Raw genomic sequence first — 18,976 nt, forward strand, 5'->3', positions numbered from 1 at the left:
TTCGGGCAGTGCATGTCGGTCGAGGCGAGCTGGGATCATCTGCGATCGCTCCTCGCGTTCGCACGCGCCGGTACGCTGTCCCAGGCGGCCCGGGCCTTGGGGGTGAAGCACTCGACCGTGAGTCGTCACATCGCGGAGCTCGAGCGCAGCATCGGATCGCAGGTCGTCCACCGCGGCCCGGACGGCCTGACGCTCACGACGGCGGGAGAGCGCCTGATGGCCGCCGCCGAAGGCATGGAGGGATTGGTCCGGCAGGCCCAGGACGACATCGCCGGTCGGGACCGCCTCATTCAGGGGACGGTGCGGATCGGTGCGCCGGACGCTTTCGGATCGATCTTCCTGGCGCCGCGCATCGCCCCTCTGGCCGCACAGCACCCGGCCCTGAACATCCAGCTCGTCGCCCTCCCGCGCGTGTTCAACCTCACCAAGCGCGAGGCCGACCTTGCCGTTGCGCTCGCCGTTCCACAGCACGGCCGCCTCATGGCCAAGAAGCTCGCCGATTACGGTCTCGGCCTCTATGCGTCACCGCGCTACCTGGCGGCGAGCAGGCCGATCCGCACGCTCGACGACCTCCGAGGGCACCAGTTCATCAACTACATCGACGAGCTCATCACGATCGCCGAACTGGATTATCTCGACGAGGTGTCGCCGCACATCACGGCACGCTTCCAGAGCTCGAGCATCCTGGCGCAGCTCTACGCGACGGTGAGCGGCTTCGGGCTCTGCGTCCTGCCCTACTTCCTGGCGAAGCAACAGCCCGGCCTCGTCAACGTCCTGGGCCGGGAGGTCGTCCTGACGCGGACATGGTGGCTCCTCGTGCACGAGGACCAGAACACCCTCAGCCGGGTCCGACTGGTTCATCGATTCATCTACGACACCGTCCGGCAGAACCTCGCCCTGCTGCAAGCGCCCTGACGCTCGGTTCGAGGCACCCGCTCTGCGGAGAGGGCCTGCGAACCGGGGCAGCGGGCGGTGTGGTCCGGATCGGGCCAGCATCGGCTTTCTCGCCGGCGCATCCCGGATTTACGCCGTCAGGTTGAGATAGGGGTCGAGAGGCCGGAGAATGCTTCCGCGCTCGATCGGCACGCAGGAGGCGGGAAAATCCTGCGTGAAGCGGGCACCGCGGTCCTTGGCCAGGTTCAGGAAGCGGTCGAGCTGGTTCATCGCGCCCGTCGCGATGTCGTGCAGGACGATCAGCGTCTCCGCCTGCGCGAAGCATTGCTGGAGCGCGCGCTCGACCCATTCCTCGGGGCGGGCCCAATCCTCGGGGATCGCGTTCCAGAGGACGCAGGTGAAGCCGCCCTGCACCAGAACGTCGCGCGCCTCGGGGTTGAGCAGGCGATGATCGAGCAGGCCGCCCCCGCCGAAGGGGCGGAAGAACCGCCGCTCATGCGCGAGATCGCCGATCAACTCCTGCGTGCGCAGGATCTCGAACGTGGCCATGCCCGCCGCGACGCTCATCCCGAGCGGCACGAGATGATTGTAGGTGTGGTTGCCGATCGCGTGCCCCTCGCCGTGCGCCCGCTCGCACAGGTAGCGGCGCTCGCGCAGCTTGTCCCCGAGCACGAAGAACGTGGTCCGGATGTCGTGGCGGCGCAGGACGTCGAGCACCTGCGGCGTGACGTCGGGATCGGGACCGTTGTCGAAGGAGAGCGTGATCTGTGTCATCGACCGGTATTCCTGAGCATCGTCATCCCGCCTCGCCGGAGCGTGTGGAGAAGCGCCAATGCGCGGTGCGGCGCTCGACCTGCTGGACGAGGGCGCCGAACAAGAAGACGAGCAGCACGACCAGCAGGATGCCGGCGAAGACGTGCGGGCTGTCGAGCAGGGTGCGGTAGCGCGAGATGAGGTAGCCGATGCCTTCCGAGGACGTCAGCATCTCGGCGACCACCACTCCGACGATGACCAGTGCGCCGCCCACCCGGAACGAGGACAGCACCGTCGGCATCGCGGCCGGCAGCAGCACCCGCCCGATCATCTGCCAGCGCGAGGCGCGCATGCTGCGCGCGACGATCAGGTACTGCCGGTCGATCGTCTGGATGCCGGCCATCGTGCCGAGCAGGCAGGGGAGCAGGCCGTAGACGCTGGCGAAGACGATCTTCGATTGAGGGCCGATGCCGAACCACGCGGTGAAGAGCGGGTAGAGGATGACGATCGGCACGGCGTAGAGCCCGGAGGCCAGCGGCTGGAGCGTCCGCCGCAACGGCGCGATCGAGCCGATCAGCAGGCCGAGCCCGATGCCCAATCCGCACGCCACCAGCATCGCGATGCCGATCGCCCGCAGCGTGTGCAGCAGGTGCGTGCCGTATTCCGGCGCCGAACCGACCAGGGCGGCGAGCGTCTGCGACAGGGGGGGCAGGAAGAGCTGCGGCACCAGCCCGAGACGCGGCAGGGCCTCCCACAGGACCAGGACCCCGATGCCGAGCAGGGACCGCACCGCCCTGGGCGAGAGGGCCGGCCGCGCGGCCGACGAGGCCATCGCGAGGCTCATCCTTCGCCGACCTGATGGCGGATCTGCCTCCAGATCCTCTCCCGCAGCTCGGCGAAGTGCGGCGTGGACATCATCTCGTAGGTCCGCGGACGCGGCAGCGTGACCTCGATCCGGTCGATGATCCGGCCGGGGCGCGCCGACATCACCACGATCTCGTCGGCCAGATAGGCGGCCTCCGTCAGGGAATGGGTCACGAACACCACGGTCTTGCCCGTCTCCGCCCAGATGCGCAGGAGCTCGTCGCCCATGGTGATCCGGGTCTGCTCGTCGAGCGCGGCGAACGGCTCGTCCAGCATCAGGATGGACGGATTCTGCACGAGCCCGCGCGCGATCGAGACGCGCTGCTTCATGCCGCCCGACAATTCGTGCGGGTAGCGATCCTCGAAGCCCGTCAGGCCGACGAGGGCGAGTTTTTCGCGCGCCCGCGCGGCCCGCTCCGCCTTCGGCACCCTGCGCAGGGAGAGCGGAAACTCCACGTTGTCCAGCGCGGTGAGCCAGGGATAGAGGCTCGCCTCTTGGAAGACGACGCCGACCACGTCCGGATCCGGCTCGGTCATCGGCCGGCCGCCGCAGACGATGGTGCCGGCCGTCGGCTTGGTCAGGCCCGTCATCATCATCAGGAGCGACGACTTTCCGCAGCCGCTCGGCCCGACGATCACCACGAAGCGCCCCGGCGCGATCGCGAGATCGATGTCTTCCAGAGCCTTCGTGACGCGGCCGGAGACGTCGTAGGTGTGGGACACGCCCGTGACGCTCACCGCCCCCGGCGCAGAGGCGATGATCCGCAGCGGCGCCTTCGCCTCGCTGCGCGGGAGGGAGGAGGCCGAGGCAGGACCGCCGGCCGTGGTGCCCCTGGCCATGGTCGACATCAGCTCCTCCAGTGCTCGCAACGGGCCTCGAACCAGCGCACGGCCTCGTTGAACAGGATGGCGGCGGCGGCGATCAGCAGGATGCCCGCCAGCAACTCCTTCAGCATGTAGTTCTCGCCCCAGCTGGCGATGAGCTGCCCGAGGCCCGCGCGCGACGCGTACATCTCCGCCAGCAAGATGCCGGTCAGGTTGAAGATCATCGCGAGGCGGACCGCTTCGAGCAGGATCGGCGCCATCGCCGGCATGTAGACGCGCCACGCGATCTGCCACGGCGACGCGCCGTAGGCCCGGGCGACGCGGACGTGATCGCTCTTCACCGAGTCCAGGGCCGAGAAGCTGCTGATCAGCACGATGAAGATGGTCGAGAAGACGCCGAATCCGACCTTCTGCCCGAAGTTGATGCCGAAGGCGAGGATGAACATGGGCAGGAAGATCGTCTTCGGGATCGAGAAGATGAGGAAGACGATCGGCTTCAGGATCGCACTCCAGTAGCGGCTCTCCGAGATGGCGAAGCCGAGCGCGACGCCGAGCGGCACCGCGATGACGAAGGCGACCAGCACTTCGGCCACGGTGACGCCGACGCTCGCCAGGAAGGCGGGGCGCCCGAGCAGCGAGACCGCGGTCGCCAGCACCTCGCCGATCGGCGGCAGCAGGTCCGGCGTCATCACGCCGGACCACAGGCTCGCCTGCCAGGCCGCCGCGACGGCGCCGACGAGCCCGATCCAGGGGAGGAGCCCGCCCAGCCGGCGCGCGGCCGAACGACGGAAGCCGGCCGCCATCGCGGGCGTCACGCCACGATGACGGGGGTGAAGGCCGACGTGTAGATCTGGTCCGGCGGCGCCAGGTTCTTGAACCCGCCGAGCCGTGCGAGATCCTCGGCGGTCTGGACCTGCTCGGCCGTGAACCGGCCGTCGGGCGAGAGCTTCAGGAAGGTCTCGTCAAATTCCTGAGCGGCGACCGGTTCCGAGATGCCGTTGACCTCCGCGATGATCTTGATCGCGTCGTCCCGGTTCTGCTGAAGGTAGGAGACTGCGCCGTAGAGCGCCTTCAGGGCCGCGCGCAGCATCTCGGGCTGCTTGTCGATCAGCGCGTCGGGCGCCGACCAGCTCACGGCGAGGTGGGACGGGATGGCCGTGGCGTAATCGAGCAGCGACACGGTCTGCTTGGCCTGCAGGGTCTGGAAGCTCAGGGGCGAGTACACCACCCCGGCATCGACGTTGCCCGAGAGCAAGTTGGGCACCAAGCCGCCGCCGCCCAGCGGCACGCTGACGAAGTCGAGCTTGTACTGGGCGCGCGTCCACAACGCCATGAAGTCGGAGAGCGAGCCGGCGGTGGTGATGCCGACCTTCTTGCCGGCGATATCCTTCACGTCCTTGATCGGCGATCCGGTCTTGACCAGGAGACGCCAGCCCGTGTTGGCGCTGGCGGAGAGGGCCAGGATCTTGGTGTTGACGCCGCGGCTGCGGCCGGTGGCGATCTGCGAGACGAGGCCGGTGATGATGTCGGCCGCCCCGGCCGCCTGGGCCTCGAAGGCCTCGCCGCCGCTGCGATACACGGTCAGCTCGGGATCGAGGCCAGCCTTGGCGAACAGGCCCCGCTTCACCGCGACATCCGCCAGGACCGACGGCCACCACGTCTTCGTGGCGAGCCCGATCCGGACCTTCTGGGGCGCCGCGCGCAGGGAGGGCGCGCCGAGCGCCAGCGAGGCGGCTCCGGCCACGAGGCCGAGCGCCGCGCGGCGCGACGGCCCTCCCGTCTCCGTCGGAACGATCCTCTCCATCCACTCCTCCCGATTCTCGTGCTGATCGTGCCGTCGGCGGACCTACGCGACGGCGTGCATCTCGCCGAGGTAGGCCACGATGTCGTCGACCGGCATCACGTCCCCGTACTTGAGGTCGATGTCGATCAGGCTCTGCGCGTGCGCGTCCTGCAGCCGATCGGCGGTGGCTTCACGCGCCACGATGGTCCGGAAGCCGTGCGAGCAGGCATCCACCGCACTCGCCCGGACGCAGCCGCTCGTCGTGCAGCCGGCGATGATCAGGGTGTCGACGCCGCCCGCCCGCAGGTCGTCCGCGAGCGTCGTGCCGAAGAAGCAGCTCGCGAAGCGCTTGACGAGGATGCGGTCGCTCGGCGCACGCCGCAGCCGCGGATCCTGGTCGACCCCCTCGCTGCCGAGGATCAGCGCGTCCAGACCCGTGATCTTGTCCCGCCAGACGCCGGATTGCGTGCTTGGATCGTCGTAGGCGATCGTCGACAGGTGGACGGGGATGCCGGCCGCGTGGGCGGCGTCGAGCAGGCGGTTGGTCTCGTCGATCGCGGGCGCCATGTCGGCGCCGAGGCTGGTCTCGGGCGCCGTGAACGCGCGGGTGAGATCCACCACGAGCAGCGCCGGCCTGCGGCCGGGGCCGACGCGGCGGCCGAACCCGCGCTCCCTGACCTTCGCGATCTCGCTCGCCATCCCGTTCCTCGCCCATGGCAGCGGTTCTTAAATGCCGTCTGCCTCGGACCAGCATTGCGCACTTTCGGCCCTGTGATTATGGGCAATGATCAGAAAATAATTTTTCCCATCCGACGATAATGCGAGGCCGGGATGGCGCCGGGCGAGGGGACCATCAACGACGCCAGCATCCTGTCGCTGCGCTGCTTCGCGGCCGTGGTGGAGACCCAGAACTTTTCGGCGGCGGCGCGCCAGCTGCGCGTCGCGCCGTCCTCCGTGACGAAGGGCATTCAGCTCCTGGAGCGAGCGGTCGGCGTCGCGCTGTTTCACCGGACGACGCGGCGCATGACCGTGACCGAGGCCGGGGCGCGCTTCTATGAGCAGTGCGTCAGCATCCTCACGCAGCTCGACAGCGCCACCGCGGCGATGGCCGCCGAGAAGGCGCTCGGCGGCAACCTGCGGATCACCGTTCCTCCGTCCTTCGCGTCGGCCATCCTCGGCCCGCATCTGCCGGCTTTCCTCAGGCTGCATCCGGCGATGTCGATCGACGTGATCGTGACCAGCGACACGCCCGATCTCATCGCCGGCCGAATCGACGTGGCGGTGGTCGTGCAGGACGAGCCGTCGACCAAGCTGACCCACCTCATGCTGGCCACCTGCCCGCGCGTGCTCTGCGCCTCACCCGACTATATCGGGCGTCACGGCATGCCGCGCGAACCGGCCGATCTTGTCCGGCATCACTGCATGTCGAGCCGCTTCTCCGACCTCGCCGAGACCTGGCATTTCCACCGGGACGACCGCCAGGAGAGCATGCGGGTGTCGAGCACGCTGCTGTCGAGCAGCGGCGAGTTGCTGCGCCACGCCTGCATCAACGGCGGCGGGATCGCGAATCTCTACTCGTTCCACGTCCGCGACGATCTGGAGAGCGGCCGGCTCGTCCGCGTGCTGCCGGACTACGTGCCGCGCGCCAAGACCATCTACGCGGTCATCCCCCATCGGCAGATCCTGCGGCCCCAGACGAAGGCCTTCCTCGGCTTCGTGAGCGGTCTGGTCGCGAGCGCGCTCGGGGAGGAGGCGACCGCCAGCTTGGCGCCCCAGCTCGAACGGATGGCCGTCCAGAGCACCTCCCGCCGAAGCGGAAACAGGGCCGGTCCGGACAAGGCGGCCAAAGCAAGGATCGAGAGCAGGACCTGATCGCAGCCTGATCGGATCCAGCTCGCGCAGGACCCGTCTCGTCCGTGCCCGTGCCGTCCAGCGGAACCAGCGGCGGCGATCCCGGCACCGCGGCCGGACGGACGAGGTGGTGGAACGCGTCGGGCACCTCAGAGGCGCTCATGCCACTCCTCGAGGCCGATCCGCAGCGGCAGCAGGATGCGAACGACGCAGTTGTACCATGCGACGGTCAGCACGAGTTCGAGGCGCTGCTTGTCGTCGAGCACGCCGCAGAGCTCGCCCCAGAGGGCGTCGTCCGCGCGGCCGGATCGCGTGACGGCCTTCGCGAACCGCATGACGATCCGCTCGGCGTCGGAGAAGACCGTTGCGCCCTCGAAATCGGCGATGGCGTTCAGCTTCTCACGGCTCACCCCCGCCTTGACGGCAGAGTTCCAGTGATGCGCCACCTCGTAATCTGCCTTGGTCTCCAATCCCACCGTGATGACCGCGAGTTCCCGCAATTGCCGGTCGAGCAGCTTGCTCCGGCGCAGCGACATCGCCATGGCGAGCACCCCGTCGCAGAGATCCGGCGCGTTGGCGAGCGCGAGGAAGATGTTCTCGACGGGGTTGCCCCGCAGCGCTTCTAGCCGGTCGAACAGGTCCTGGTGGTCGGGTCCCACGCTCTCCCGGCTGGCATAGGCGATGCGGCTGATCTCATTCGGCATTCCGCGGCCCTTCCGACGCTGCGCCGCCGACGCTAGAGCAAGATCCGATCGCGCTGCAATCGGATCCTGCTCTTGGTCTTTGATATCGACGCATCTTCTGCGACGAACCGGTGGCCGCTTGGTCGAAAGATGTTCCGACCGGCCCACCACGATCGACCTCGTGAATTCTTCGCATGGGCGGCATCGATGCCGTTACCGGATGACGGGGCCCATGGAGCTGCGCCATCGTCGCGACGGCGTCGCCCGGCGTGCGAGCTCAGGTTCGCGCGGGCCGCCCGCCTCGCCACCGACCTGACCGACCATCCGGGGGCAGGGTCACAGTCGCGGAATCGTTGGCCGATGCGATCGCAGCGCGGATGCATTCCTTGTGATCAGCCTCCCACCGGAATCCACCAGTCCCTTTCGGATGAATCCCTTCGCGCGCCAGTCCTCATCCGAATCGCACTCCGAATCCCACTCTCGATGGTATATTGCTTTCGCGCGCCATCTTGAGGACAGGTGCAAACATGCATGACGCGCAAATGTTTTTCTTACGATTCGCGGTAGCAGTCGTGCCGGTACAAACAAATTGCGTTGTGTAAATTTCTATCGCTCAAAATAGGATTCGAGCAATGTCGCTCATTGGGACTACCGCCGTAGCAACGCTCGCGTTCCTCAAGCACGCGCAGGGCCAGATCGAGTTCGACATGCAACCAAGTCACCAGGATCGACAGCTATCACCATCCGATCTACTCTTTTCACTAACTCCATCATAGCATAGAGCAATCGAACAGGCCCAGATGCGACTAGCCCGCGGAGTGATGTAACTTCATGATCGACAGTCGTGAGTTCGATGCCATCGTCGTGGGCTCCGGTGCGGCAGGAAGCTGGGCTGCGAAGGAGCTCACCGAAGGCGGGATGCGGGTGCTGCTTCTTGAGGCTGGCCGCAACATCGATCCGGTCAAGGATTTCCCGAAACCAGCGAAAGCAGGTCATCACCTCGCAGTCGGGAATCCGCTGATCGCGCGGTCCAAGGCCGCCTTTCTCGGCGGTCAGTTCGTACAGGCCCGCTGCATCGCGTTCAGCCGGCTGACCGAGCGGTTCTTCGTCAGCGATCGCGAGAACCCCTACACGACGCCGCCGGGCAGACCGTTCAACTGGTATCGTGGACGTCAGGTCGGCGGCAGGCTGTACCTGTGGGGGCGCCTCGTCTTCCGCATGTCGGATGACGACTTCAAGGCCGCGAGCAGGGACGGGCACGGCGCCGATTGGCCGGTCTCCTACAGCGATGTCGCGCCGCATTACGATAAGGTCGAGACGTTTCTCGGCGTCAATGGCACGCTCGAGGGAATTCCCGGACTGCCGGACGGGAAGTACGTCAAGGCAACGACTCTCAACGGACCCGAGACGAAGTTCCGCGCCCTCGTCGGACAGGCCTTCCCCGGCGCGCACATCATCCCGACTCGCTTCGTCGCGAACAACGCGTCGCGCATTCCACTCCCCATTCTGGCGGCGCAGGAGACAGGGCTGCTGACGCTCAGAACAGATGCAGTCGTCGAGTCGCTCGATATCGACGAGGCGACAGGGCGCGCCAAAGGCGTGCGCTATCTCGACCGGATCACGCGACAGAAGCACTCGGCACGGGCAAAGTTCGTCGTCCTTTGCGCAGGCAGCATAGAGACGTTACGCATCTTGATGAATTCGCGCAGCCAACGCCATCCAGGTGGTGTCGGCAACTCGTCCGGGCGCCTCGGCCAGAATTTCATGGATGCGGTCCACATCGCGCTGACCGGGCCGCACGAAGACGTCGAGGCCCAGATGCCGGCGGCCCAGACGGACGCCTTCGATTTCGGCAAGATCGGCGGCTTCTACGTGCCTGCCTTCCGGACGAAGGAGCCGGTTGCCGGGCCCTATCTCCGGGGCTTCGGAATCATGGGCGGCATCGGTCGGGGCTATCCGTTCTGGTATCTGACGGCGCAGGGCGAGATGCTGCCGCGGCCACAGAACAAGGTGACGCTCGACCCGTACAAGCGGGACGCCTGGGGTATTCCGGCAGCGCACGTCGATGTCAGCTACTCCGAGAACGAGGAGCGGATGGTCGCGGACGCCCTCGCGACGTTGAAACGCATGGCTGCGGTCGCGGGTCTCGAGCCGAAGGCGACGCCGATCGGCAAGCCACTGCACAACCTTGCCTTCAAGATCATGCGTAAGCGCTTGGTGATGCCATCCGGCGCCAGCATTCCTGGCTCCGCGATCCACGAGGTCGGCGGCGCGCCGATGGGGACGGATCCGAAGAACTCGGTGCTCGACCCATACAATCGATGCTGGGATGCGGATAACGTCTTCGTCACCGACGGGGCCTGCTTCGTGTCGAGCGGCGCACAGAATACGACGTTGACAATCATGGCGCTGACCGTGCGCGCCTGTAATCATATTCTCAAGACACACCGTGCCGACTCTTTGGCTCTAACTGCTAGCTAATATAATGATGAGGTTGGTATTTTGATCGCCTGAATATGATTATATTGCTTGCCAATTACAACATAAGCTGGAAATTTATTGAACTGGCTGGTTCTGCAACGCGATCTGAGCGGCGCAGATCGACCTGAAGCCCCAGGAGTGAGGGGTCGGATCACGCCGGACTCACCCTGCGGGCGAGCGATGGATTGCCGATGCCGCCCGGCTTTCAACTCCCGCCGGTCGGCCGAGGCCCCGTCTCGGGCGCAGTCACGGCAGGGCCGCCGGGTCATGCCGGGGCTCTCCTGCGGGTACGCCTCCGCTCCACCCCGCACGGTCGAGCCACGCGGCGCTCCGGGCCTGCGATCAACGCGCGGAAGGGCCCGTGATCGCGCCGTCTCCGATCGTCGATCGGGCGCATGCTGACGGAGCGTCCGGGTCGGGGGTTTGCGTCCCGCCTGTCCGGCCCCACGCCACGCCCCGCCCCGTGTTCCCGCCGCGCGAGCCCCGTCAGTTGCGACCCGACACCGCCTTGCGGTCGAAGGCGTTGATGTCCGCGATCAACTCGTTGGTCGTGACCTGCGCGGCATCGACCTTGCCCTTGAGCAGATCCCATTTCTGCAGCCAGTCGAAGTAGGCCTGGAAGGCGGCGACATCGATCGCGCCCCACTGATCCGTCGCCGGATTGTCGAGGCGCCACGTCTCGATCCGGTCTTGGAGCACCGCGAGGTCGTTCGTCACCGCCTGCTCGAGCTCGACACCCTGTGGCTTCGTCTCGGGATACAATTCGTAGACGGCCTTGACCGCCTCGCGCGGATTGGCGATCGCATAGGCCGTGCCCATCGCGTAGGCCCGCGCGAACCCGACCAGTTCGGCGCGCCGCTTGGCGATCGTTTCATCGAGCGCGATCCAGGAATTGCTCGGGAACCGCTGGATCTCGGGATCTTTCAGCCGCCGCAGCTTCACGCCCGCGCGCTCGATCAGCGTGTAGTAGGTATCGAACTGGCTGAGCACCTTGACGTCGCCCCGGCGCATCAGGGTCGCGGTCTGGGCCGGCTCGCCCGAGACGACGATTCGGATGTCGGTTTGCGGGTTGAGCCCCGCCGAGGCAGCGACCGACCGCGCCACGACCACCGCGACCGAGCCCATGGAGGGCACCCCGATCGCCTAGCCCTTGAGGTCGGCGTAGCTCTTGACCGGGCTGTCGGCCTCGACCGCGAGCCCGAAGATGTTGCGGCGATAGGCTTCGAAGAACACCTTCGCCTTCACGCCCTGCAGGGTCAGGATGCCGAGCGGCTCGGGCGAGGCCAGCGTCACCGCCAGTTCGCCGGTGGCGAGATTGCGCATGCAATCCGTCGAGCCGGCGAACGTGAACAGCTCGTAGTCGACCTTGTTCTCCTTGAACCAGCCCATCTTCTGGGCGACGGCGAAGGGCGCCATCGAGGCGTTGAGTGTCTTCGAGCACCAGCCGACGCGCAGCTTCGCTTGGGCCGATGCCGGAACCGTCGCCCCCAGCGCCAGCGCGCAGCCGGCGAGCATTCCGAGCAATGTGGATCGAGACATGCCAAGCTCCCTCACAACGGTCCCAGGTGTCCTTGCGCCGGCCGCAGCCCGTCAGGGCGAACCGGCCCGTGCCGGCGTCTTCTCCGGCGCCTCGGCCGCGCGCGGGGGCGAGCGCTCCCAGTAGATGAGGCGCCGCCGGACGAAGCCGATGAGCTGATTGAGCGACAGGCCGAGCACGGCCAGGACGACGAGCACGGAGAACGAGCCCGCCACGTCCATCGAAAAGTTCATGCTCTGCATCAGCATGCCGAGGCCGCTCTCGGCGCCGAGGAACTCCGCCACGATGGCACCGATCAGCGCGAAGGTCAGCGCGATCTCGAGCCCGGCCATGATGAAGGGCAGCGCCGCGGGCAGGCGGAGCATCCGGAAGATCTGCCCGTTCGAGGCGTCGAGCGAGCGCATGAGGTCGACCCGGTCCTCGTCGACGGCGCGCAGGCCCGCGACGGTGTTCACCATCACGGCGAAGAAGCAGATCAGCGCGGCCGAGACGATCTTGGACATGATGCCGAGCCCGAACCAGAGCACGATCAGCGGGGCGATCGCCACCTTCGGCAGGGATTGAACGACGACGATGTAGGGATAGAGGAAGTAGGCGACGTAGCGGTTGGTCGCGATGGCGACGCCGAGCAGGAAGCCGAGGCCCGATCCCAGCGCGAAACCGGCCACGACCTCGGCGAAGGTGACGCCGAGATGCTTGAGGTAGAGCCCGCTCGACAGACCGTTGCCGAGGGCGGAGAGGATGGCGGAGGGCGCCGGCAGGACGAAGGCCGGGACCTTGAGGAGGCGGATCGCCGCCTCCCACGCGGCCATGAGGGCGAGGAAGAGCGCGAGGCTCGTGGCGCGACGGCGCAGCGTCGGCCGCAGGGGTTCGTTTCCGGTCATCAGTCCAGGCCCCCCACCGCGCCGAAATGGGCCCGGATCCGGCCGACATAGGCCCCGAATTCCGGCGCGTTCATCGCTTCCAGCCCTCGGTCCGACGGCAGGTCGATCTCCACCACGTCGGCGACGCGGCCGGGCCGCGGCGTCATCACGACGACCCGACTGGCCAGGAACACCGCTTCCGGGATCGAGTGCGTGATGAACAGGATGCTCTTGTGGCTCTCGCGCCAGAGCCGCTTGAGCTCGAGGTTCATGCGCTCGCGGGTCATGGCGTCGAGCGCCCCGAACGGTTCGTCCATCAGCAGAATGGCGGGGTCGTGCACGAGCGCCCGGGCGATGGCGACCCGCTGCTGCATGCCGCCGGAGAGCTCGTTCGGGTAGCGGTCCACGAATTCGCCGAGGCCGACGAGATCGATGAGGTCCCGCGCGCGGCGCAGGCTGGCCGCCCGGTCGAGCCGCTGGACGTCGGCGGGCAGCATCACGTTCTCGATCACCGTCCGCCACGGAAACAGCAGCGGCGCCTGGAACACCGCCCCGATGTCGCGCCGGGGCCCGGTGGTCACGCGGCCGCCGACCCGCGTCTCGCCGGCGCTCGGCGCGGTGAGCCCGGTCAGGATCTTCAGAAGCGTCGACTTCCCGCAGCCCGAGGGGCCGACGATGGCGACGAGCTCGCGGTCCCGCACGTCGAACGACACGCCGTCGAGCGCGGTCAGGCTGGTCGCGCCGACCGGATAGCGCTTCGTCAGGTTGTCGACCGTGATGGCCGCTGCCGGAGCCGCGGCGGTCGCACGAACCTCTCGGGCTGGGATGGCGCCCATCGGCTCAAGGCCCCAGACAGGTGTCGATGTCGCGCACAATCGCCGCCTGCCGCCGTGCCATGATCGGTGCGTTGGTGCTCATCGCGGATCCTCGGAAAAAATCGGATCAGGTGGCGTCGCGCCGGCCAGCCTGAACCCACTGCCAGGTGTCGTCGAGAGCGGCGCCGATGCGCCCCATCAGGTCGGCGATCTCGTCGGCCGTGATGATGAGCGGAGGGCAGAGGTTGACGGTGTCGCCCAGCGCCCTGGTGATCACGCCGTGGGCCTGCGCCCGCCGTCCCGCATAGGCCGCCACGCCCCAGGCCGGGTCGAAGGGCTCACGAGACGCCTTGTCGGCCACGAGTTCGAGGGTGCCGATGAGGCCCATGCCCCGCGCCTCGCCGACCAGCGGGTGCTCGCCGAGCCGCCTCAGGGCCCCTTGGAACCCGGGAGCGACCGCGCGGACGTGGCCGACGATGTCGCGCTCCTCGTAGATCTTGAGCGTCTCCAACGCGACCGCCGTCGCGACCGGGTGCCCGCCGTAGGTGAAGCCGTGGCCGAAGGTGCCGATCGTGCCGCTCCGGTCGCGCAGCGGTCCGTAGACTCGCTCGTTGAGCATCAGCGCGGAGATCGGCTGGTAGGCGGCGGAGAGTTGCTTGGCCATCGTGATCATGTCCGGCTCGATGCCGAAGCTCTCGCAGCCGAACAGGGTGCCGAGGCGACCGAAGCCGCAGATCACCTCGTCGGCCACGAACAGGATGTCGTGCCGGCGCAGCACCGCCTGGACCTTCTCGTAATAGCCGCGTGGCGGCACGATGCAGCCCCCTGAGGCCATCAGCGGCTCGGCGAAGAAGGCGCCGATCGTCTCGGCCCCTTCGCGCTCGATCAGCGCCTCGAGCGAGGCGACGCAGCGGTCGGTGAAATCCTGCTCGGTCTCGCCGGGGCGGCCGTAGCGGTAGAAGCCGGGACAGTCCGTGTGGATCACCCGGTCGATCGGCAGGTCGAAGTCGCGGTGGTTGTTGGGCAGGCCCGTGAGGCTCGCCGTGGCGATGGTCACGCCGTGATACGCGCGGACGCGCGAGATGATCTTCTTCTTCTCCGGCTTGCCGATCGCGTTGTGGTAGTACCAGACGACCTTCATCGCCGTGTCGTTGGCCTCGGAGCCCGAATTGGCGAAGAAAACCTTCGTCATCGGCACCGGCGCGAGGGACTTCAGGCGCTCGGCGAGTTCGACGGCCGTCTCGTGGGTCTTGCCGCCGAAGCTGTGGTAGAACGGCAGTGCCTGCATCTGCCGATACGCCGCCTCGACCAGGCGCTTCTCACTGAAGCCGAGCGAGGCGCAAAAGAGCCCGCCCAGTCCCTCGATGTAGCGGTTCCCGTCGCCGTCGAGGATGTAGATGCCGTCTCCTCCCGCGACGACGAGAGGGCCTTCCGCCTCGTGGGCGACGGCGTTCGTGTAGGGATGCAGCACGTGCGCGACATCGCGCGCTTCGGTCGAATTGGGCCGCAGGGGCATCCTGGCCTCCGTCACGTGATCGCCTCCGGGGCGGCGCGCGCCGCGCGGCGGAGCCTCGCGTCCGTCACTGCCTGGGAGCGCCTGTCTGCGAGCCCGAGCGAGAGGAACGACAACTTGGATCCAATGTTGTATCCAATCTCTGGAAACACGCAAGGCAGCGCCTTGCCGTCATGCGCTACGCAGCGTTAGACCGCTGGCGAGTGAGGTGCGCGGACCGATGGGTACGAACGACGATCGACGTCAGTCGGTCAGGCAGAAAACCTATGCCGATCTGAAGGGCATGATCCTGAGCGGCGAGGTGCGCCCGTCCGAGCGCCTCTCCGAGAACGGTCTCGCTCAACGCCTCGGGGTCAGCCGCACGCCCCTGCGCGAAGCCCTCATGAAGCTGGAGAAGGAGGGGCTCGTCATCGGCCAGCGAAACCTCGGCTATCGGGTGGCCGACCTCGACATCGCTGCCGTGTGCGACCTTCTCGTCGTCCGCGAGGCCCTGGACGCCTGCGCGGCCGAACTCGCCTGCGCGGCGGCGACGGACGACGACATGATCCGGATCCGCGGGATCATGGACGAGCTGACGGCACTCCATGCCGCAACGGACAGGACGACCGCGGACGAGGCGCGCGAGCTCGACCTCGGCCTCGAGATCCATGGCGTGATCGCCGCCGCGACGCGCAACGCGGCGCTGATCCGGGTGAGCGAGCAGATCTACCAGCAGCTTCGGCTCGCCCTCTGGCTGGAGGTTCTCTGGGTCGACCTCGGCGATACCGCGATCTCCGAGCATCGCGCCATCACGGACGCGATCGTGGCCCGTGACGGTCCGCGCGCCGCGGCCGCAGCGCGCGAGCACGTGCGCAGTTCGCTTCGCAACATGAAGAAGGTGCAGCAAGTCCTGCGCCACCAGCGGGGCAGGCGGGGCTCCGACGGGCTGTCGGAGGCCCAGGAGAGTTCGGGCGGCGGACCTCAGTAGCCGAGCGCCATCCCGTCCTTGCGGTGGTCGGACGCTCCGGCCAGCACGCCGTTCCTCCAGTCGATCGCGACCGCCTGGGCGCCACCGATCGCCCAGTTCGGCGGAATCAGCTTGAAGCCGCGCCGCGCGAGTTCCTCCCGCGTCGCCGCGGGCATGGTGTCCTCGACCTCGACCTGATCCGTTCCGGGCCGCGGGAACAACCGGGGCAGGTCGATCGCCGTCTGGATGTCGAGACCGTAATCCAGCACCTTCGCGAGGAAGTGGGCGTGCCCCATGGCCTGGTAGTGGCCGCCCATGACGCCGAAGGCCATCTCGACCCGACCGTCGCGCGCGAGCATGCCGGGGATGATGGTGTGCAGCGGCCGTTTTCCGGGCGCCAGCGCGTTCGGGTGGCCCGGCGTCAGCACGAAGCTCTGGCCGCGGTTGTGCAGCATCACGCCCGACCGGGGGGCGAGGATGCCCGAGCCGAAGGGATGAAAAAGCGAGTTGATGAAACTCACCGCCATCCGGTTCCGGTCGACCACGCAGACGTAGACCGTGTCACGGTGATCGGGCGGGACATAGGCGGGGATGCCGTCGATCGCGCGCGCAGGATCGATCCGCCTGCGCAGCGCGCCCGCCAGCTCTTCCGACAGCAGCCAATCGACGGGCACGTCCGACTGCTCGGGATCAGCCAGGACGGCGTCCCGGACGGAATAGGCGAGCCGGGTCGCCTCGATCTCGAGATGGAGCCGTTCGGCCGAGAGAGGATCGCCGCACCCCTCGAAGCCCGAGAGGATGTTCAGGATCATCAGGGCGACGACGCCCTGACCGCCCGGTGGGCACTCGTAGACGTCATGGCCACGGAACGACGTCCTGATCGGCGTCCGGTAGCAGCCCTGCGCGGCGGCGAAGTCGGCGAGCGTGTGCGAGCCACCGAGCGACCGGAGCTTGCCGACGATGTCCTCCGCGATCGGCCCAGCGTAGAACGCCTCCGGCCCGGCCTCTGCGATGGCCCGGAGGGTCGCCCCGAGTTCCGGCTGGCGATGCACCTCGCCGGCCTGCGGCAAGCGACCACCGGGCAGGAAAACCCGCGCCGCATCGGGATCGGCGCGCAGCAAGGCCTCCTGCTTCGCCCAATCGGCCGCCGCGCGCGGGGCGATCGCGTAGCCTTCCTCGGCGAGCGCGATCGCCGGCTGCAGGACCTCCCCGAGGCCCCGGGTCCCGTGATCCGCGAGCAGCCGCGCCCAGGCTTCCACGGCGCCGGGCACCGTGACGGCGTGCGGTGATTGCCGCGGGATGTCGCCGAGACCTTGCCCGCGCAGGCTCTCGGCCGAGGCCGCCGCCGGCGCGCGCCCCGAGCCGTCGTAGGCGATGATGCGGTCGGTCCCATCCGGCGAGATCAGGGCGAAGCAGTCACCGCCGATGCCGGTCGACCCGGGCTCGACGACGCATTGCACCGCACAGGCCGCGACGGCGGCGTCGAGTGCGTTGCCCCCCGCGCGCAAGACATCCACCGCGGCCAGAGACGATGCGGGGTGGGAGGTGGCCACCATGCCGTTCCGCGCCGTGACGACGGAGCGGCCGGGCCTCTCGAAATCCCGCATCATCGGACTCACCTCCTGTGGAATACATAACTGTATCCAATAGCGGATACCGCGCAAGCCGGCTGTCCGGCTCGGGGGAGTCCATCCGCGCGAGGCGCTCGGCTCCGAAGGTGCACCTCAGCGGTGGCCGCGTCAGGCCACTCGAAGCGCAACGGCCGAGCCGGTCCTCACCGGCGGGCCGATGCACGACCGGAAGCCTCAGGGTTGATAGACGTACCCCGATGCCTGCGGACCGGCGCGCAGAGCATCCCGGGAGGGCGGCGTTGAAGGCAGAGCTGTCAGGTTCCGAGGCCCGGCGCATCGCACTCGCGGCGCAGGGCTTCAACGCGCGGCGACACCAGGGGCGTGTCGACGCGACCCGGCTGCGCCGTGGAATCGGCCGGCTCGGCCTGCTTCAGATCGACAGCGTGAACGTCCTCGTGCGCGCCCATTACCTGCCGCTCTTCTCGCGCCTGGGATCCTACGACCGCACGCTCCTCGACGCGGTCGTGGCCGCTCGGCCGAAACGGTTCTTCGAATACTGGGGCCACGAGGCGTCGCTGCTGCCCGTCGATGCCCAGCCCCTGCTGCGCTGGCGCATGGCCCGCGCTCTGCGTGGCCAGGGCGTGTGGCGGCAGCTCGAACCGTTCGCGACGGACCGGCGGAGCGAGGCCGACGCGCTGCTCGCACGCATCGAGCGGGAGGGGCCGCTGGCGGCCTCCGACGTCGCGGGCACCAGGGCCTCCCAGGGCATGTGGGTGTGGAGCGCCGCCAAGCATGCGTTGGAATGGTTGTTCTGGGCGGGGCTGGTCGCCTCGACGCACCGTCGCGGCAGTTTCGAGCGGGTGTACGACCTGCCCGAACGGGTGCTGCCTCGCGCCGTCCTGCTGCGCCCGACGCCGAGCGGCGTCGAGGCCCGGCGCGCGCTCATCGCGCGGGCGGCGCGGGCGCTCGGGGTCGCGACGGCGCACGATCTGCGCGACTACTACCGCATCGGTCCCGCGGATGCCCGGCTGCCCATCGAGCAGCTGGTCGAGGAGGGCACGCTCGTTCCCGTGCGGGTGCAGGGCTGGCAGCACCAGGCCTACCTGCACAAGGATGCGCGGCCGGGCCGCGACCGCGGGGGCGCGGCGCTGGTGTCGCCGTTCGATCCGCTCGTCTGGCATCGTCCGCGAGCCGAGAGGCTGTTCGGCTTCCGCTACCGCCTGGAGATCTACACGCCCGCCCACAAGCGCGAGCACGGCTACTACGTGCTGCCGTTCCTGTTGGACGGAGCGCTCGTCGCCCGCGTGGACTTGAAGGCGGACCGCAAGCGCGGAGCCTTGACGGTCCAGCGCGTGCATCTCGAGCCATGCGCGCCCTCCAGCACAGCGGAACGGCTGCTGCAGGAACTCCGCACGATGGCGGCATGGCTCGGGCTGTCGCGCCTCGCCATCGCCCCAGCCGCGAGCCGAGAGGGATGGCCTGCGGTCCTCGACGTCGAGGCCGAGGAGGGGGACTGCGCAAGCGGCAGGGTTTCCCCGCCGAATCGGCCATGACAGGCCGATCTGTGGCCACCGGCGCTGTCCGCTTCCCGTCTTGA

General features: G+C 68.2%; 16 protein-coding genes and 1 pseudogene. 5 read left to right on the plus strand and 12 right to left on the minus strand.

Annotation, left to right across the window (positions count from 1 at the left end; all coding sequences use genetic code 11):
- Positions 1-12: 12 nt before the first annotated feature.
- Positions 13-915, plus strand: a complete 903-nt coding sequence (locus tag ACKUB9_RS19825; protein ID WP_407525893.1) for a LysR family transcriptional regulator — start codon at positions 13-15, stop codon at positions 913-915.
- A 108-nt stretch (positions 916-1,023) separates the two neighbouring features.
- Here the strand turns inward: ACKUB9_RS19825 and ACKUB9_RS19830 are convergent, their stop codons facing one another.
- Genes ACKUB9_RS19830 through ACKUB9_RS19855 form a run of 6 tightly spaced genes read right to left on the minus strand, consistent with a single transcriptional unit; the run spans position 1,024 to position 5,818 of the window.
- On the minus strand, positions 1,024-1,668 hold the full coding sequence (locus tag ACKUB9_RS19830) for a polysaccharide deacetylase family protein (protein WP_407525896.1): 645 nt from the start codon (positions 1,666-1,668) through the stop codon (positions 1,024-1,026).
- A 22-nt stretch (positions 1,669-1,690) separates the two neighbouring features.
- On the minus strand, positions 1,691-2,479 hold the full coding sequence (locus ACKUB9_RS19835; RefSeq protein ID WP_407525898.1) for an ABC transporter permease: 789 nt from the start codon (positions 2,477-2,479) through the stop codon (positions 1,691-1,693).
- Positions 2,480-2,487: 8 nt separating this feature from the next.
- On the minus strand, positions 2,488-3,360 hold the full coding sequence (locus tag ACKUB9_RS19840) for an ABC transporter ATP-binding protein (protein WP_407525901.1): 873 nt from the start codon (positions 3,358-3,360) through the stop codon (positions 2,488-2,490).
- Positions 3,360-4,139, minus strand: a complete 780-nt coding sequence (locus ACKUB9_RS19845) for an ABC transporter permease (protein WP_407525903.1) — start codon at positions 4,137-4,139, stop codon at positions 3,360-3,362. The genes ACKUB9_RS19840 and ACKUB9_RS19845 overlap by 1 nt, the downstream gene beginning before the upstream one ends.
- An 8-nt stretch (positions 4,140-4,147) precedes the next feature.
- On the minus strand, positions 4,148-5,140 hold the full coding sequence (locus ACKUB9_RS19850; protein ID WP_407525906.1) for an ABC transporter substrate-binding protein: 993 nt from the start codon (positions 5,138-5,140) through the stop codon (positions 4,148-4,150).
- A 42-nt stretch (positions 5,141-5,182) separates the two neighbouring features.
- Entirely contained in the window at positions 5,183-5,818 is a 636-nt protein-coding gene (locus ACKUB9_RS19855; RefSeq protein WP_407525909.1) for an isochorismatase family protein, read from the minus strand.
- A gap of 132 nt (positions 5,819-5,950) precedes the next feature.
- Here ACKUB9_RS19855 and ACKUB9_RS19860 point away from each other — a divergent pair, with 132 nt between their 5' ends.
- A complete protein-coding gene (locus ACKUB9_RS19860; protein ID WP_407525911.1) occupies positions 5,951-6,991 on the plus strand; it encodes a LysR family transcriptional regulator in 1,041 nt (346 codons plus the stop codon).
- A gap of 128 nt (positions 6,992-7,119) precedes the next feature.
- Here ACKUB9_RS19860 and ACKUB9_RS19865 read toward each other — a convergent pair whose 3' ends face one another.
- Positions 7,120-7,674: a carboxymuconolactone decarboxylase family protein gene (locus tag ACKUB9_RS19865; protein WP_407525914.1), complete on the minus strand. Its 555-nt coding sequence runs from the start codon at positions 7,672-7,674 to the stop codon at positions 7,120-7,122.
- Between the two features lie 810 nt (positions 7,675-8,484).
- Here ACKUB9_RS19865 and ACKUB9_RS19870 point away from each other — a divergent pair.
- Complete coding sequence (locus ACKUB9_RS19870) at positions 8,485-10,134, plus strand: GMC oxidoreductase (RefSeq protein WP_407525917.1); 1,650 nt, start codon at positions 8,485-8,487, stop codon at positions 10,132-10,134.
- 486 nt (positions 10,135-10,620) lie between these two features.
- Here ACKUB9_RS19870 and ACKUB9_RS19875 read toward each other — a convergent pair.
- The 4 genes and pseudogenes from ACKUB9_RS19875 to ACKUB9_RS19890 form a co-directional block, all read right to left on the minus strand.
- Positions 10,621-11,673 (minus strand): annotated as a pseudogene (locus ACKUB9_RS19875) (ABC transporter substrate-binding protein).
- A 51-nt stretch (positions 11,674-11,724) separates the two neighbouring features.
- On the minus strand, positions 11,725-12,555 hold the full coding sequence (locus ACKUB9_RS19880; protein WP_407525920.1) for an ABC transporter permease: 831 nt from the start codon (positions 12,553-12,555) through the stop codon (positions 11,725-11,727).
- A complete protein-coding gene (locus tag ACKUB9_RS19885; RefSeq protein WP_407525923.1) occupies positions 12,555-13,370 on the minus strand; it encodes an ABC transporter ATP-binding protein in 816 nt (271 codons plus the stop codon). Before ACKUB9_RS19885 ends, ACKUB9_RS19880 begins: the two co-directional genes overlap by 1 nt.
- A 106-nt stretch (positions 13,371-13,476) precedes the next feature.
- Positions 13,477-14,865 carry an aspartate aminotransferase family protein gene (locus ACKUB9_RS19890; RefSeq protein ID WP_407525925.1) on the minus strand — a complete coding sequence of 463 codons (1,389 nt, stop codon included), beginning with the start codon at positions 14,863-14,865 and terminating at the stop codon, positions 13,477-13,479.
- 217 nt (positions 14,866-15,082) lie between these two features.
- Here ACKUB9_RS19890 and ACKUB9_RS19895 point away from each other — a divergent pair, with 217 nt between their 5' ends.
- Positions 15,083-15,829 (plus strand): GntR family transcriptional regulator, encoded by a 747-nt coding sequence (locus tag ACKUB9_RS19895; protein ID WP_407525928.1) that lies wholly within the window; start codon positions 15,083-15,085, stop codon positions 15,827-15,829.
- On the opposite strand, the gene ggt is transcribed toward ACKUB9_RS19895, so the two are convergent.
- Entirely contained in the window at positions 15,823-17,415 is a 1,593-nt protein-coding gene (gene ggt / locus ACKUB9_RS19900; RefSeq protein ID WP_407526005.1) for a gamma-glutamyltransferase, read from the minus strand. The two genes, ACKUB9_RS19895 and ggt, sit on opposite strands and share 7 nt — an antisense overlap.
- A gap of 263 nt (positions 17,416-17,678) precedes the next feature.
- Between ggt and ACKUB9_RS19905 the strand changes: the two genes are divergently transcribed.
- Positions 17,679-18,932: a winged helix-turn-helix domain-containing protein gene (locus ACKUB9_RS19905; protein ID WP_407525930.1), complete on the plus strand. Its 1,254-nt coding sequence runs from the start codon at positions 17,679-17,681 to the stop codon at positions 18,930-18,932.
- Positions 18,933-18,976 lie beyond the last annotated feature (44 nt).

Origin of the sequence: Methylobacterium oryzisoli, assembly GCF_046557895.1 — a bacterium.
Taxonomy (GTDB): domain Bacteria; phylum Pseudomonadota; class Alphaproteobacteria; order Rhizobiales; family Beijerinckiaceae; genus Methylobacterium; species Methylobacterium oryzisoli.